Raw genomic sequence first — 13,979 nt, 5'->3', positions numbered from 1 at the left:
GGGTTTTTATGAACTGCAGGACAGTGCAGAACTTCCCGGCTGGTCATTTGCCCATTCAGGTCTCCGAACGAAAAACTCATCATGGTCAGTGGAATAAGGTGTTTTGATCGCTTGTTGTAATTTGAGGAAAAGAGCCGGCTCGCCTTTTTCAAATTCTTGTATGGCCTGATGCAATAGATAATTTCTCAAAATGAAACGGGGGTTATTGGCTTTCATCAGTTCTTGCGATTCTTTGTATGATATCTGGTTAAGACTGATTCTTTTTTGATACTGCTGAATAGTATTAACTAAATATTTGCCTGAACTTTCCTCTGGAATAGTGTAAAAAGAAGGTGCAAAATGTACACTGATCAGTTCGGGATCAGTTGTAGCAGGCGGAAGTGTAATCAGTAGCTGGTAGAAGATCGTCATATCAGCTTTTAACTGAACCAGCATTTTTTCTATAGCTTCAATCAGGTCTTTATCAGTTTCCCGGTAGTTGTCCAGCCCAAGTTTCCTGGCCATCATACCATAGTATTTTGAAAAGTAAACAGGTTTGTAATTTTCCAGCGCAGCAGAAAGTTCTATAGTATCTTTAAATAAAGGGGCGATAGCACTTGCAAGGCATCCCAGGTTCCAGTAAGCGATACCGGCCTGATTGCCGAACGCGTATCTGCGTCCTGGTAAATCAGTTGTATTTGGGGTAAACTCAGGATCGTAGTCGTCAAGGAAAGAGAAGGGGCCGTAATCTATGGTTAAACCCAGGATGGACATATTATCAGTATTCATTACCCCATGGACAAAACCCACTCTTGTCCATTCTACAATCAGACTGGCTGTTTTTTCTACAATGTCTTCAAACCACTGTATAGTCTTATTTTCTCCTTTAATATCAGGAAAGAATTGATCTATAGTCCAGTTTGTTAGTTTTTTGAGTTGTGTTATTTCTTCTCTGGAAGTTAGCATTTCAAAATTTCCAAAACGAAGGAAACTGGGTGCTGCGCGCATAACTATTGCTCCTTTTTCATAGGCACTGTTTCCATCATAAAACAGGTCGCGCATAACCTGGTCCCCGGTCAGGACCAAACTGAGTGCCCTGGTTGTAGGAACTCCCAGGTGAAACATAGCTTCACTCATCAGATATTCGCGCAAAGAGGATCTGAATACAGCTCTGCCATCTCCTCTTCTGGAATAGGGTGTAGGGCCAGCTCCTTTTAACTGAAGTTCATAAGCAGGGGCAGTTTGACTGGTCCATTCACCTAATGTAATTGCCCGTCCATCACCCAGTTGCCCGGCCCAGTTGCCGAACTGATGACCTGCATAACAGGCGGCGTATGGTGACATTGATGGTGTCGTGAGATTTCCTGATAAAATGTTAATGTCTTGTTCATCAGGTTTCTGTATCTGAAGGGTAGCAGCCAGTTCATCAGACCATGCCACTAATTCAGGTTTTCTGACTGCGGTTGGTTTGACTAAACTGTATAAAACACCGGGAGTTTGCCTGGGCTGATTCTTTTCCGTTTGAGCTCCATCAAATGTATTCACAAACTCATTCCTGAAGATTTTTGTACTTAATTTGTCCATTGTAATCCCGTGTTTTTATACTGCTGCGAAGATAAGTCCATTTTATAGCTAAATAGTTTTATTAATGTAAAACCTTGTTACGTTTACTGCCTGGAAATTTATTTTATAATGATAAGGTGTGTTGTATTGTCATTGAATGAAATAGTTTTTAACTTATATTTTTTTTTGTACTTTAATAGGGTAATAAAGTAAAATTTAATGTTTGTGTGGAATTGAAAATTATCTGTATAGAAAATGAATAGAATGAATGGCAACTCTCTATTGTTATTGTCAGCTAAGAGTGTAATTTTACTTAGGTTAAATTAATTAATAATTTAATAAATATGAACGGGGCTGCTAATTCTAAACTTCAGATGGGTGCTATCGGTGAAAAAGTCCCGATCCTCAGAGATAGTTCTGACAGCAGAACTGTGATAGAATTAAAGGCTAAAACTGAGACTTCATTTAGCAGATTGTATGCAAATTATGCCTCAATGCTTCTTGGGGTTATTCTGAAGGTAGTTTCTTCAAGGGAGGTTGCAGAAGATATTCTGCAGGAGACATTCATTAAAATATGGAAATCTATCGATCAGTACGACCCGGATAAAGGCAGGTTATTTACCTGGATGGCCTGTCTGGCACGTAATTCGGCGATAGATTATCTCAGGGGAAAAAACTTTGCGAAAAGCAGTAAAAACGATGATATTGAAAGCGTTTTTACCCAGGTAAATAATTCCTATTATTTTCGCTACAACACTGATGTAATCGGAATCAAAGAACTGATCGGTACATTACCAGATTCGCAGAAACAGATTCTTAACCTGGTTTACTTTCAGGGTTACACACAGGTAGAAGTGTCCGATAAACTTCATATCCCTCTGGGTACAGTGAAATCAAAGATCAGATTGGCTGTAAAAGAGCTTCGCTGTTATTTTCTGTAGGTTTACCTATAGACTTCAATTTCTGCAATACGTAAAAAATTATTCTCTTTTGATACTGTTTGTTTAGCTGATAACCTCAGGTATCTTGCGCTGACTTTGCTGGTTAGCGAAATACGCTGTAAAATAGGGTTCGCTTTAATATTTGAAAATTCCCCTTCAGCAACGACATCCCATTTTTTACCGTCATTGCTGATTAGTAACTCATATTTTTCAATAGCCCCTTCTGCTGATTTATCCTGTGCCGGTAAGTATCCGACAGCTGAAAAATCTATTTGTTTTCCAAAATCAATGTCCAGATGATTATTGGTTTTAGTTTCAAAAAAAGTAGTATCGTTATTGTCTATAGCTTTTTTTGCGTCAGCTATCTTTGATTGAGCTATACCCGTTACGCTCCAGGAAGTTTTGTTGTATTCATTCCCTGTTTTCAGTTTAGCGGTAGTTTTGATGGCTGGTTCAAGGTAGAGACCGATCTCACTTAAAGCAATGCTGACCGGTGCGTATACACGGATGCGCATTTTTGAGGCTGTTTCTGCATGGGCCAGACGAATGATCCTGTTTGCTCCGATACTTGTTGCCTGCGCTAATAATGTCCAGTGTCCGTTTTTAAAGATGTCTACACCAATACTATCAATACGTTGTCCGAGTTTAATATTTTCCCTTAATTGTATCATGCTGAATCTGGCCGGTTTTTTGAAATCCAGCTGTACAGAAGCCTGATGAACATTGTCATCTGTAGCCCAGTAGCTGTATCTGTCAGCATCAGTCAGATTATTTGTGCCGTATGGTCCTTTTCTGATGTTAGAAGCACTTATTTTGGCTTCAGTGGCCAGGTTATGTGCAAATACCTGTTTCAGTAGTTTTCCGAATTCAGCTAAGGTGTTTACATCTTTCTGATATAAGATCCCTTCGGGAGTAGGGGAAAGACCAAGATCGAGTGCGCCGCCATGTCCTACTGAATGGCAGTAAATATTAAAAAGTTCTTCAACAGTTTTTACCTGATCATTCTGGTCAGCATGATAAAACCATCCCGGGCGCAGGGAAACATCTCCTTCAAACGGAATCCACTGTTTGCCGTTCCTGGTCCCGCTTCCGAGATTGGAATCATCCAGAAAACCTGGCATTGCAGGTCTGTCTCCATTACCTTTCAGGTCTATCGTAGACCAGCTGGTTTCGGGAGACATACCTTTTTCATTTCCTACCCATCGGACATCAAGGCCTATGTCACTGAATATACTGGCACCTGGTTGTAATTTCCTGGTGATGGCCCATGTATTTAACCAGTCGTAATAAGTAGCCTGATCAACTTTTCTTTTCTCTTTTTTTCCTCCATAATATCCGTCTCCGCCATTGGCCCCGTCATGCCAGCTCATAAACAGATCTCCGTAATTACTATACAATTCTCTGAGCTGATTGCGGTAAATGTCCAGGTAGGCCGGAGTTCCGTAATTGGGGTTATTCCGGTCCCATGGAGAACAATAAATGCCAAACTTCATTCCTTCCTGTTTAGCAGCGAGTTGAAATTCTCTGACCATATCACCCTTACCTGCCTTCCACGGACTTTCACTAATGTTATAGGCCGCAGTTTTAGTAGGCCACAGGGCAAAACCGTCATGATGTTTAGCTACATATACGATCCCTTTAAAACCTCCCGATTTAGCTGCGCCAACAATCTGCAATGCGTTAAATTTAGTAGGGTTGAAGATGGAGGGATCAGCATCACCATAACCCCATTCTTTATTTTGAAAGGTGGTTGGTGTAAAATGAATAATACAGTACATCTCTGTTTCATGCCATTTTAATTGCCTTTCTGTTGGGATAGCACCATAAGGCAAAGGAGCATTGGTATTATTTTGCGCATAAGAAGCGGTTGAAAAGAGCAGGGCGGATAAAATCAGGACACGCTGGCGGGTAAATAACTTCATTTTTGAAAAATTAATCTGATTACAATTGTAAAATACATTTTTTTCATTCCTCTTCATAAAAATACCAAACTATTTAAACCATAAAACTGCATAATCGTACCCTCAGACTTGGGAGTCAAAAGGAGGGGTTTATCATTTTTTTGTCAGCTTTTAGTTAAAATGAAATAATGGATAATCCTTTGCGGCCTGACTTAGTCAAACAACCAAAATTGATTCATTTTAACATGAAAACTTTAAAATTTAAATCGTCAATAGTTGTAGCTGCGATACTGGTTTTCAGCAGCTTTACAGCGACTAGTGTTTTTGCGCAGAGAGGTGGACGTGGCGGCGGCGGCGGTGGCGGTAGATCATCCTCTTTTCATGGGCCTTCCAGAGGTTCATTTGGTAGTGTCAGGACTTCAGCAAGCATCGGTTTCCGGGGTCATTACGGCTATCGTCCGGGCGGATGGGGTTACAGAAGACCGTTTTATCCATATCGTAGTTATTACAGACCATATATTGGTTTCAGTATAGGCATATTACCTTTTGGCTATTATCCATTCTTTTATGGAGCGGATCAGTTTTATTATGCCGGAGGATTGTTTTACAGACAATATGATGATGAGTATAAAGTAGTTGTTCCTCCACTGGGTGCAGAAGTTCCTACGATTCCTTCGGATGCGCAGGAAGTTGTGATCAATGGTCAGACCTATTACGAATACAAAGGTGTTTATTATAGTCCTGTTAAAAATGCAGATAACAAAACTGTCTATGTAGTAGCAGGTAAAGACGGGGTGCTTAATACAGATGGTAATAATGATGCTAATGTAGACAATGGCCCTCAGATAGGAGACATTGTAAGCCAGTTACCTGAAGGTTATAAAGAAGTGATGGTGAAAGGAAATAAATACTATGTATCTGATTATGGAGTTTATTATGAGCAGATTTTTGATGACGCAGGCAAGGTTGTTTATAAAGTGATAGGGAAATAGTTGCTGATCAGCTCATTAAGGAGTGGGGTATGTTTGATTAATCTTTCATGGCCTGCTCCTTTGTAATTTACAGACTTTATCCAGGGACGGTCCCTTAAAAATGCGGACAGATACCTGGAATCTACGACAAGATCATCTTCATCATAAGCTATCCAGTGTTCCAGGTGCTGATCAAAATTGTAATAAGTATCCAGATCATAATCAGTTGCTGGCCTTTTAAAGGTAGATTGAAAGGAAGTAAAGAAATTTTCCTGGATCTCTTTCGGAATATTTACACGCTCCATCATATTACAGAATAAGGCTTTAAGTCTGATAACCGGTGCTATACTGATTAGCACATCCGGTACGATTTGTAATTGCTGCATAGCAATTATGTTTGCCATTGCACCAAGAGAATGCCCGATAACTATAGATGGCTTTCCGAAATGCGTAATAATTTCCTTTATAGCTTCCGTAAACAAAATTAAATTAGAAAGCTCTGCCTGAGAACTTCCGTTTCCAGGCGCATCAAAGGCAATGATTTCAATACCTTCAATCAGTAATAATTGTTCAATCAACGCCGAAAAATCGGCGGCTTTTGAACTCCATCCATGAGTTAACAGAACTTTTTTATCGCCATTTCCCCATCTGAAGCCATTAAAGGTAAGCTGGCTTTTGCTGAAATAAGGATCATTGACTGAGAGCTGAAAAGGAATGGCCTTTTGCAGTAACTCTTGTTGTGCTAATCTTAAAGGGATTTTTGGAGCGTAACAAATTAATTTCCAGAGTAAATCATCAATGGCTGTAGGTTCCAGTTGACTGAGATTTTGAGCCTGCTGATAAATTTGTCTGTAGCGTTTCATAGGTAAAGGAATTGAATTGGGGCAATATAAGTAAACTGCTACCTTTGTTGAAATGGAATATTTCAACAAATTGCTCGATTTGCTTAAAACCGAGCGGGAAGAAGATGAGAATGCTTATCTCAAACTTACTGAATCTTCTTCTGTAGCAGACCGCAGAGCTAATGGATTAAGCTGGTATCCTATTGCAATCAGAGGGTCTGAAATGAGTCGTGGAGACTATCTGACAGTAGAGATGGAACGAACTTCACATCAGGATATCAGTCACCAGCTCAGGTTTGGTGCTTCGGTAGTTTTATTTTCTAATCACGATCCTAAAAATGACCGTGTCGAAGGTGTTGTTTCTCACCAATCCGGCAATAAAATTAAGGTTACTTTACGTACCGACGAATTGCCTGACTGGTCACGTGACGGAAAATTAGGTCTGGACGTGCTTTTTGATAACAATAGCTATGATGAAATGAAGCAGGCGCTTCAACTGGCATCTTCTCCTTTTGAGAAGGAAGAAGATGGCCGCATGGTCCGTATACTTACCGGAGACTTATCACCCTCTTTTCTTCCAGATGGATTTAACTATACTATTCCTGTTTTAAATACTATTCAGCAGGAAGCTGTAAACAAAATCCTGTCAGCTACCGATCTGGCCATCGTACATGGCCCTCCGGGAACAGGAAAAACCACTACATTGGTGCAGGCGATTAAAGCTTTAATCAAAAAGGATCATCATCAGATTTTGGTGGTTGCACCTAGTAATACTGCTGTAGATTTGCTAAGTGAAAAACTAGCAGATGAAGGCTTGAATGTATTGAGGGTTGGGAATCCCGCGAGAGTATCTGAAAGACTTACGGCATTAACGCTGGATAGTAAAATGGCAGATCATAACAGCATGAAAGAGATGAGAAATCTCAAAAAACAGGCTAATGAGTATAAAAATCTTGCACATAAATATAAAAGAAATTTTGGCAGGGCTGAACAGGAGCAGCGTAAGGCATTATTTAGCGAAGCTCACAAACTCATGAAAGAAGTGAGCAATACAGAACAATATATCATTGATGATCTGGTAGCAAAGGCGCAGGTGATTACGGCGACATTGGTTGGTTCTAATCATTATACCGTAAAGAACCGTAAATTTCATACAGTGGTTGTGGATGAGGCAGGACAGGCATTGGAACCAGCCTGCTGGATACCAGTTTTGAAAGCTAAAAAGGTGATTTTTGCAGGAGATCATTGTCAGTTATCACCTACTATAAAATCTAATTCAGCAGCCAGAAACGGACTGAGCACCACTTTACTGGAAAAATGCGTGGCCTTGCATCCAGAGGCTGTAGTACTTTTAGAAGAGCAATACAGGATGCATAAAACTATAATGGGTTATTCTTCAAAGGTCTTTTATGAAGACAAAATGAAGGCTCATGTTTCTGTAGCTGATCGTCTTTTGATGCCTGGAGACATACCACTGGAATTTATTGATACGGCCGGTTGTGGTTTTGAAGAGAAAACAGAAGGAACGAGTACAACTAATCCTGAAGAAGGTGTTTTTCTGCTGAAACATCTTACTTTACTGGCCGAAAATTATAAAATGCAATATGCCGCTCAAGCTGATTTTCCAACTATTGCTATTATTTCTCCTTATAAACAGCAAGTCAATTTATTGAAGGAGCTTTTACTCCATGTTGTTGAACTGCAGCCCTACCAGGACAAGATAGCTGTGAATACTATTGATAGTTTTCAGGGACAGGAAAGAGATATCGTTTATATCGGCCTGACAAGAAGTAATACCGAAGGGACGATTGGTTTTCTCTCAGATATCAGGAGAATGAATGTCGCAATTACACGTGCTAAAAAGAAACTGGTCGTGATTGGGGATAGTGCGACACTTTCAAGATCGCAGTTTTATCTGGATTTTATAAGTTATGCAGAGTCACATCATGGCTATCATAGCGCATGGGAATTCTCGTAAATTTCATTCTGTTTCTTTTTATAAAACCATATATTAGTTTCGAAGGTTTGGTACCTGAAAACATATCTATATGGCACTATTTGATTTTTTAAACGCCGGTGATCATCATGCAGACGAGCGGCGAAATGATTATTTTTCTTCTTCCAAAATGACAGATACAGGGTTCGTAGATAGTTTGATTAATTTGTTTCGTACTAAACCAGCAGTATTAAAAGCTTATTTTGGTTTACTGTATGACGAAGAGAAAGGGGGGAATGACCTGTTTCTTGCAGTAGATCACCAGGGTGATGAAGAAGAGATTAAAAAAACTACTCATTTTATTAAAAGCACATTCCTGCCAGCTCAGCAACTGTTCTTTACTTCTAAGGAAGACCAGCCTGAATTGATGGACTTTATTAAAGGAACCAATTTCCCATTTTATGTGAAAGATAAAACTCTGGCCTTAAATGTGCTGATCATGAAACTCTGGTTTGATCCGACCTATAAGAAGAGCTTTATACAGCAAATTAAAATGTCGAAGGTAACCTCTTTGTTTAAAGATTTTGATCCGCAGAGTAAAGTTGTTAATTTTCAAACCTTTATAAGAGATGGGAAAGAGTTTATCCCTTTATTTTCCGAAAAAGAGATGGTTTTTAAGAGTGGGATGACCCAGGTGCCCACCGACCTGACTGTAGCTGAATTTGACTGGAAAAAGATTGATGAGGCTATAGATCGCGGTGTGAAGCAACATTTTTATGTGCTCAACCCGGGGACTTCCTTTGAAGTAGAGTTTACTGCCTGACCGGTCCGCAGCTCTTCCTGCAAGAAAAATTAAGGTCCGAACTGACATAGTAATGATACGTTTCATTTTGTACAAAAAAATAGATATGTATCTTTAAAAATTCTTGTTACAATCAACATTACATCTTTTAATCAATGAATAAAATTGAAAATTATGTGGAAGCATTTTCCGCAATGATCATCAGTGGTTTGCCAAAAATTATCATGGCTGTCGTTACCCTTTTAGTCGGAATATGGCTAATTAAATGGTTTCTTAAGTTTATCCACCGCAGGTTCCAGCGGAATACCGTCGATATTTCTTTAAGTGAATTTCTGATCAGTATTATCAGAGTTATACTTTATATATTATTGATTATTTCCTGTGCTTCTATGATCGGTATCCAGACAAGCTCTTTTGTAGCTATTCTGGGAGCGGGAGGACTGGCTATCGGTCTGGCCTTACAGGGTAGTCTTTCTAATTTTGCAGGAGGGGTATTGATTCTGCTTTTTAAACCTTTCAGGGTTGGACATGTGATCTCCTCGGCGAATAACGTTTCGGGTACAGTATTGAAGATAGATATTTTATATACTACGTTAAAAGCCGGAAACGGGACGACAATTTATGCACCTAATGGTCCGCTGGCTAATGCTGTAATCAATAATGTGTCTGATAATGAAACCAGACAGATAGAATATAAGCTCAGCATCTCCTTTAATACTAATATAGACACTGCCCGCAAAGTTATACTGGCCGTATTAGAAAGCGATGCACTTATCCTGAAAGACCCTAAGCCAGTTGTTGTGGTTTCTTCACTGGAAGATAGTGCAATCGTATTACTGGCCAGAGCATGGACAACAAACAGTGATTTTTGGGGAGTTTATTATGCTGATCTTCAGAAAGTAAAAGAAGCTTTAGAGGGAAATCAAATTATTTTAGCTAAAAAAACTGAGGTATTGGTGATGACAAATCACGTATCTTAACATTTAAAATCAACCTATAATGAACGAAGAATTTTATCTTCAAATTTACAACAAACAGAATCAGATTGAGGCTGTACCTTCTAATCTTGAAATAGCCGAATGGGCTGTGAGTTTATTGAATTTAGTTTATCCTGAAAGGTTAACTAATCCTAATGCCTCGATAGAGGAAATCAAGAAGAATTTTGGGGAGTCTGAACAGGAATTACTCCATATTCTAAAGGCAACCAAAGCATGTGCAGCTTGTAATCAACATGTTATTGCGGAGACTTTTTATAACGAATTGCCCGAATTGTACCGTCAGATGAATACTGATGTTTTAGCGACGTTAAATGGTGATCCGGCTGCGAAGAGTGAATTTGAAGTGATCAGAACCTATCCTGGATTTCTGGCTATATCAATTTACAGGATTGCTCATAAATTGCAGCTATTGGGTATACCTTTAATCCCCAGGGCACTGACTGAATATGCGCATGCTGTGACTGGTATTGACATTCACCCGGGAGCTATTATTGGTGAACATTTGTTTATTGACCATGGAACCGGGTTGGTTATCGGCGAGACAACGGTGATTGGAAATCATGTGAAGTTATATCAGGGTGTTACACTGGGAGCACTGAGCGTGGAGAAATATATGGCCAATACGAAAAGGCATCCTACTATCGGTGATCATGTGATTATCTATTCAGGAGCAACAATTTTAGGTGGTGATACAATTATAGGTGAAAATAGTGTGATTGGTGGAAATGTCTGGTTGACTAAAAGTGTTCCGCCACATTCGACCGTATACCATCAGTCGGCAATGAAAGTTATAGATACTAAAAGCAAAAATTAAACATGGCATCACTGATAGAATGTATTGGAAACACTCCGCTGGTTGAAATCCAAAAATTAAACCCTAATCCGGCTGTCCGGATTTTTGCTAAGCTGGAGGGAAATAATCCCGGAGGTAGTGTGAAAGACAGGGCAGCTTTAAACATGATCCGAAGTGCAATGGAGCGGGGAGAGGTCAGTAAAGAGACTAAACTGGTAGAGGCGACAAGTGGAAACACTGGTATTGCACTGGCCATGATTGCTGCTATATACGGACTGGAAATCGAGTTGGTAATGCCCTCTAATTCGACCAGGGAACGTACCCTGACCATGGAAGCTTTTGGTGCAAAAGTTACCCTGCTCGATTCAATAGAAATATGTAGGGATTACGCAGAGGAAAAGGGGACTAAACCAGGTTATTTTCTGCTGAACCAATTTGCGAATCCTGATAATTACCTGGCGCATTATAAAACGACAGGTCCGGAAATCTGGACGGATACAGAACATCAGATCACACATTTTGTGAGCTCCATGGGAACTACTGGGAGTATAATGGGTAATTCCATGTATCTGAAAGAACAGAATCCCGATATCCAGATCGTGGGTTGCCAGCCTACAGAAGAATCTTCTATTCCCGGAATCAGGAGATGGCCAAAAGAATACCTTCCAAAGATATTTGATCCGTCAAGAGTAGATCGGGTAATGGATGTTTCACAGGATGAAGCTTCTGAATATGCCAGAAAGATGGCTAAATCAGAAGGAATCTTTGCAGGAATGAGCAGTGGGGGGGCATTGGCCTGTTCACTGAGACTTGCTGCTGAATTAAGTTCGGGGGTAATTGTTTTTATTGCCTGTGACAGGGGGGACAGATATCTGAGTAGCGATCTGTTCCTGGATAAGTAATCATCAAAAAAGCCTGACCGAAATCAGGCTTTTTTGATTTTGTTTTTATTGTGCGTCTACGACGGCAATTGTAATCATGTTAACGATCTCTCTTACAGAACTGTCCAGTTGTAAAACATGTACAGGTTTGTTTAGTCCAAGAAGAATAGGGCCAACTGCCTCTACATTTCCCAGTTCCTGTAATAATTTGTAGGCAACGTTTCCTGACTCCAGGTTCGGGAAAATCAAGGTATTTGCCGGACTTCCTTTTAAGCTTGAGAATGGATAATTACTTTGTAGTAGTTCTGCATTCATGGCAAAGTTAGCCTGCATTTCGCCATCCACAATCATATCCGGATATTTTTGTTTCAGTAAAGCAGTCGCAGTTCTCATTTTTTCAGGAACCGGTCCGCTGTTAGAGCCAAAGTTAGAATAAGATAATAAGGCTATTCTAGGTGTGACATTGAACCCTTTAATGGTTTCATTGATCATTCCTGTAATGTCCACCAGATCTTGTGCTGAAGGCTCTGGATTTACTGTAGTATCTCCTAAAAATACCGGACCTTTTTTGGTCAGCATCATATACATACCTGCAATTTTCTTTACACCAGGTTTGGTGCCGATAACTTGCAAGGCAGGTTTTAAAGTAGATTTATAGTTTTTAGTCAATCCTGAAATCAGGGCATCAGCCTGACCAAATTCAACCATACTTGCGCCATAATAATTACGGTCACGCATCAGTTTGCGTGCCTCATATAAGGTAATACCACGTCTCTGACGTCTCAGGTAAAGGTGTTCTGCAAATTTCTCAGATTCGTCAGTACCCTGCCATGGATCGATGATCTCAATGTCGCCAAGTTCAATTCCATGCTCAATAATGATTTTCTGGATTTTGGTGATGTTTCCTAATAAAATAGGTGTTGCAATACCTTCGTCTTTAACAATCTGAGCTGCTTTTAATATCTTATAATTATCAGCTTCAGCAAATACTACACGTTTAGGCGCAGACTTGGCTTTGCTGGCAAGATTTCTTAATATTTTATAATCCGCACCTAATCTGATTTGCAGTTCTTCCTGATAAGCTGCCCAGTCCGTAATCTGTTTACGGGCTACTCCTGATTCAATCGCAGCTTTGGCAACCGCAGTAGAAACAATACTGATCAGCCTTGAATCGATAGGTTTTGGAATGATATAATCTTTACCAAATTTCAGATTTTTGGCCTTATAGGCAAGGTTTACAATTTCTGGTACCGGAAGTTTGGTTAATTCGGCAATAGCTCTTACCGCAGCTATCTTCATTTCTTCATTAATCGAGGTAGCACGTACATCAAGGGCACCGCGGAAGATATAAGGGAAACCTAAAACATTATTTACCTGGTTAGGGAAATCTGAACGTCCTGTTGCCATGATAATATCTTTACGGCTGTTGATAGCCAGATCATAGGCAATTTCCGGATCAGGGTTAGCCAGTGCAAATACAATAGGGTTTTTAGCCATTGACTGCACCATTTCTACCGATACTACATTTGCAGCGGAAAGACCTAAAAATACATCGGCACCTTTCATTGCTTCAGCAAGAGTCGTAATATCTTTTCTAGGTGTTGCAAATTCCATGCGCATAGGATCAAGGTCAGTACGGTCAATATTGACGATACCATCCTTATCAAATACCAGCATATTTTCCTTTTTTACACCCAGCTTCAGGTATAATTTGATACAGGATACTGCTGCTGCTCCGGCTCCGCTGACAACCAGTTTTATTTTTTCAATTTTTTTATGTTGTAATTCACAGGCATTCAATAATGCTGCACTGGTAATGATCGCTGTTCCATGCTGATCGTCGTGCATTACCGGAATATTCATTTCTTCTTTTAAACGGCGCTCGATCTCAAAACACATCGGCGCAGCTATATCTTCCAGGTTCACACCTCCGAAAGTAGGTTCTAATGCTTTAACTACATTGACAAACTCGTCAGCAGTAGTTGCATTGATTTCCAGGTCAAAAACATCTATATCTGCAAATATTTTAAATAGCAGGCCTTTACCTTCCATTACAGGTTTACTTGCTGCCGGACCAATATTTCCCAAACCTAATACAGCTGTTCCGTTACTAATTACTGCGACTAAATTACCTTTAGCCGTGTATTTATATACATCTTCCGGATTTCTGTATATTTCCATGCATGGTTCCGCTACTCCTGGTGAGTAGGCCAGTGCTAAATCTCTTTGTGAATTTGTAGGCTTGGAAGGTATGACTTCAATCTTACCCGGCCGACCATCCGAATGATAATCTAATGCGTCCTGCTTGCGGTTTGTTCCTTTATTCATTTTGTGTGTGTATCCTTGATATTGATTTGAGCCCCTGGAGAAGA

General features: G+C 39.9%; 11 protein-coding genes. 7 read left to right on the top strand and 4 right to left on the bottom strand.

The genetic code is table 11. The annotated features are described in order from the left end of the window. Window positions 1-6 precede the first annotated feature (6 nt). A complete protein-coding gene (locus tag HDF25_RS23035) occupies window positions 7-1,563 on the bottom strand; it encodes a protein adenylyltransferase SelO (protein ID WP_184628758.1) in 1,557 nt (518 codons plus the stop codon). A 323-nt stretch (window positions 1,564-1,886) separates the two neighbouring features. Between HDF25_RS23035 and HDF25_RS23030 the strand changes: the two genes are divergently transcribed. Next, a complete protein-coding gene (locus tag HDF25_RS23030; protein WP_184628757.1) occupies window positions 1,887-2,483 on the top strand; it encodes an RNA polymerase sigma factor in 597 nt (198 codons plus the stop codon). Window positions 2,484-2,485: 2 nt separating this feature from the next. Here HDF25_RS23030 and HDF25_RS23025 read toward each other — a convergent pair whose 3' ends face one another. Next, window positions 2,486-4,405, bottom strand: a complete 1,920-nt coding sequence (locus tag HDF25_RS23025) for an alpha-L-fucosidase (protein WP_184628756.1) — start codon at window positions 4,403-4,405, stop codon at window positions 2,486-2,488. Window positions 4,406-4,629: 224 nt separating this feature from the next. Between HDF25_RS23025 and HDF25_RS23020 the strand changes: the two genes are divergently transcribed. Continuing rightward, the gene (locus HDF25_RS23020) at window positions 4,630-5,376 is read left to right on the top strand and encodes a DUF6515 family protein (protein WP_260409447.1); all 747 of its coding nucleotides are present in this window, start codon (window positions 4,630-4,632) and stop codon (window positions 5,374-5,376) included. On the opposite strand, the gene HDF25_RS23015 is transcribed toward HDF25_RS23020, so the two are convergent. After that, complete coding sequence (locus tag HDF25_RS23015; RefSeq protein ID WP_184628755.1) at window positions 5,355-6,218, bottom strand: alpha/beta fold hydrolase; 864 nt, start codon at window positions 6,216-6,218, stop codon at window positions 5,355-5,357. The genes HDF25_RS23020 and HDF25_RS23015 overlap by 22 nt on opposite strands. 52 nt (window positions 6,219-6,270) lie before the next feature. Here HDF25_RS23015 and HDF25_RS23010 point away from each other — a divergent pair, with 52 nt between their 5' ends. The 5 genes from HDF25_RS23010 to cysM all read left to right on the top strand — a co-directional run bounded on the left by HDF25_RS23010 (window position 6,271) and on the right by cysM (window position 11,628). Continuing rightward, a complete protein-coding gene (locus tag HDF25_RS23010; protein WP_184628754.1) occupies window positions 6,271-8,175 on the top strand; it encodes an AAA domain-containing protein in 1,905 nt (634 codons plus the stop codon). Window positions 8,176-8,245: 70 nt separating this feature from the next. After that, window positions 8,246-8,956 carry an enhanced serine sensitivity protein SseB C-terminal domain-containing protein gene (locus HDF25_RS23005; RefSeq protein WP_184628753.1) on the top strand — a complete coding sequence of 237 codons (711 nt, stop codon included), beginning with the start codon at window positions 8,246-8,248 and terminating at the stop codon, window positions 8,954-8,956. A gap of 134 nt (window positions 8,957-9,090) precedes the next feature. Beyond that, window positions 9,091-9,915, top strand: a complete 825-nt coding sequence (locus HDF25_RS23000) for a mechanosensitive ion channel family protein (RefSeq protein ID WP_184628752.1) — start codon at window positions 9,091-9,093, stop codon at window positions 9,913-9,915. 19 nt (window positions 9,916-9,934) lie between these two features. Further along, on the top strand, window positions 9,935-10,747 hold the full coding sequence (gene epsC / locus HDF25_RS22995) for a serine O-acetyltransferase EpsC (protein ID WP_184628751.1): 813 nt from the start codon (window positions 9,935-9,937) through the stop codon (window positions 10,745-10,747). A 2-nt stretch (window positions 10,748-10,749) separates the two neighbouring features. Beyond that, window positions 10,750-11,628, top strand: coding sequence for a cysteine synthase CysM (gene cysM / locus HDF25_RS22990; protein WP_184628750.1), 879 nt, complete (start codon window positions 10,750-10,752; stop codon window positions 11,626-11,628). Window positions 11,629-11,673: 45 nt separating this feature from the next. Here cysM and HDF25_RS22985 read toward each other — a convergent pair whose 3' ends face one another. Further along, entirely contained in the window at window positions 11,674-13,935 is a 2,262-nt protein-coding gene (locus HDF25_RS22985) for an NADP-dependent malic enzyme (protein ID WP_184628749.1), read from the bottom strand. Between the last annotated feature and the right edge of the window lie 44 nt (window positions 13,936-13,979).

It is taken from the genome of Pedobacter cryoconitis (genome assembly GCF_014207135.1).
GTDB lineage: Bacteria > Bacteroidota > Bacteroidia > Sphingobacteriales > Sphingobacteriaceae > Pedobacter > Pedobacter cryoconitis_D.
This window is presented reverse-complemented; position numbering and strand designations above follow the sequence as displayed.

Bases quoted from the DNA above. Each gene is read 5' to 3' on its own strand.
- HDF25_RS23035 (WP_184628758.1), bottom strand. From the start codon at position 1,563: ATGGACAAATTAAGTACAAAAATCTTCAGGAATGAGTTTGTGAATACA.
- HDF25_RS23030 (WP_184628757.1), top strand. From the start codon at position 1,887: ATGAACGGGGCTGCTAATTCTAAACTTCAGATGGGTGCTATCGGTGAA.
- HDF25_RS23025 (WP_184628756.1), bottom strand. From the start codon at position 4,405: ATGAAGTTATTTACCCGCCAGCGTGTCCTGATTTTATCCGCCCTGCTC.
- HDF25_RS23020 (WP_260409447.1), top strand. From the start codon at position 4,630: ATGAAAACTTTAAAATTTAAATCGTCAATAGTTGTAGCTGCGATACTG.
- HDF25_RS23015 (WP_184628755.1), bottom strand. From the start codon at position 6,218: ATGAAACGCTACAGACAAATTTATCAGCAGGCTCAAAATCTCAGTCAA.
- HDF25_RS23010 (WP_184628754.1), top strand. From the start codon at position 6,271: ATGGAATATTTCAACAAATTGCTCGATTTGCTTAAAACCGAGCGGGAA.
- HDF25_RS23005 (WP_184628753.1), top strand. From the start codon at position 8,246: ATGGCACTATTTGATTTTTTAAACGCCGGTGATCATCATGCAGACGAG.
- HDF25_RS23000 (WP_184628752.1), top strand. From the start codon at position 9,091: ATGAATAAAATTGAAAATTATGTGGAAGCATTTTCCGCAATGATCATC.
- epsC (WP_184628751.1), top strand. From the start codon at position 9,935: ATGAACGAAGAATTTTATCTTCAAATTTACAACAAACAGAATCAGATT.
- cysM (WP_184628750.1), top strand. From the start codon at position 10,750: ATGGCATCACTGATAGAATGTATTGGAAACACTCCGCTGGTTGAAATC.
- HDF25_RS22985 (WP_184628749.1), bottom strand. From the start codon at position 13,935: ATGAATAAAGGAACAAACCGCAAGCAGGACGCATTAGATTATCATTCG.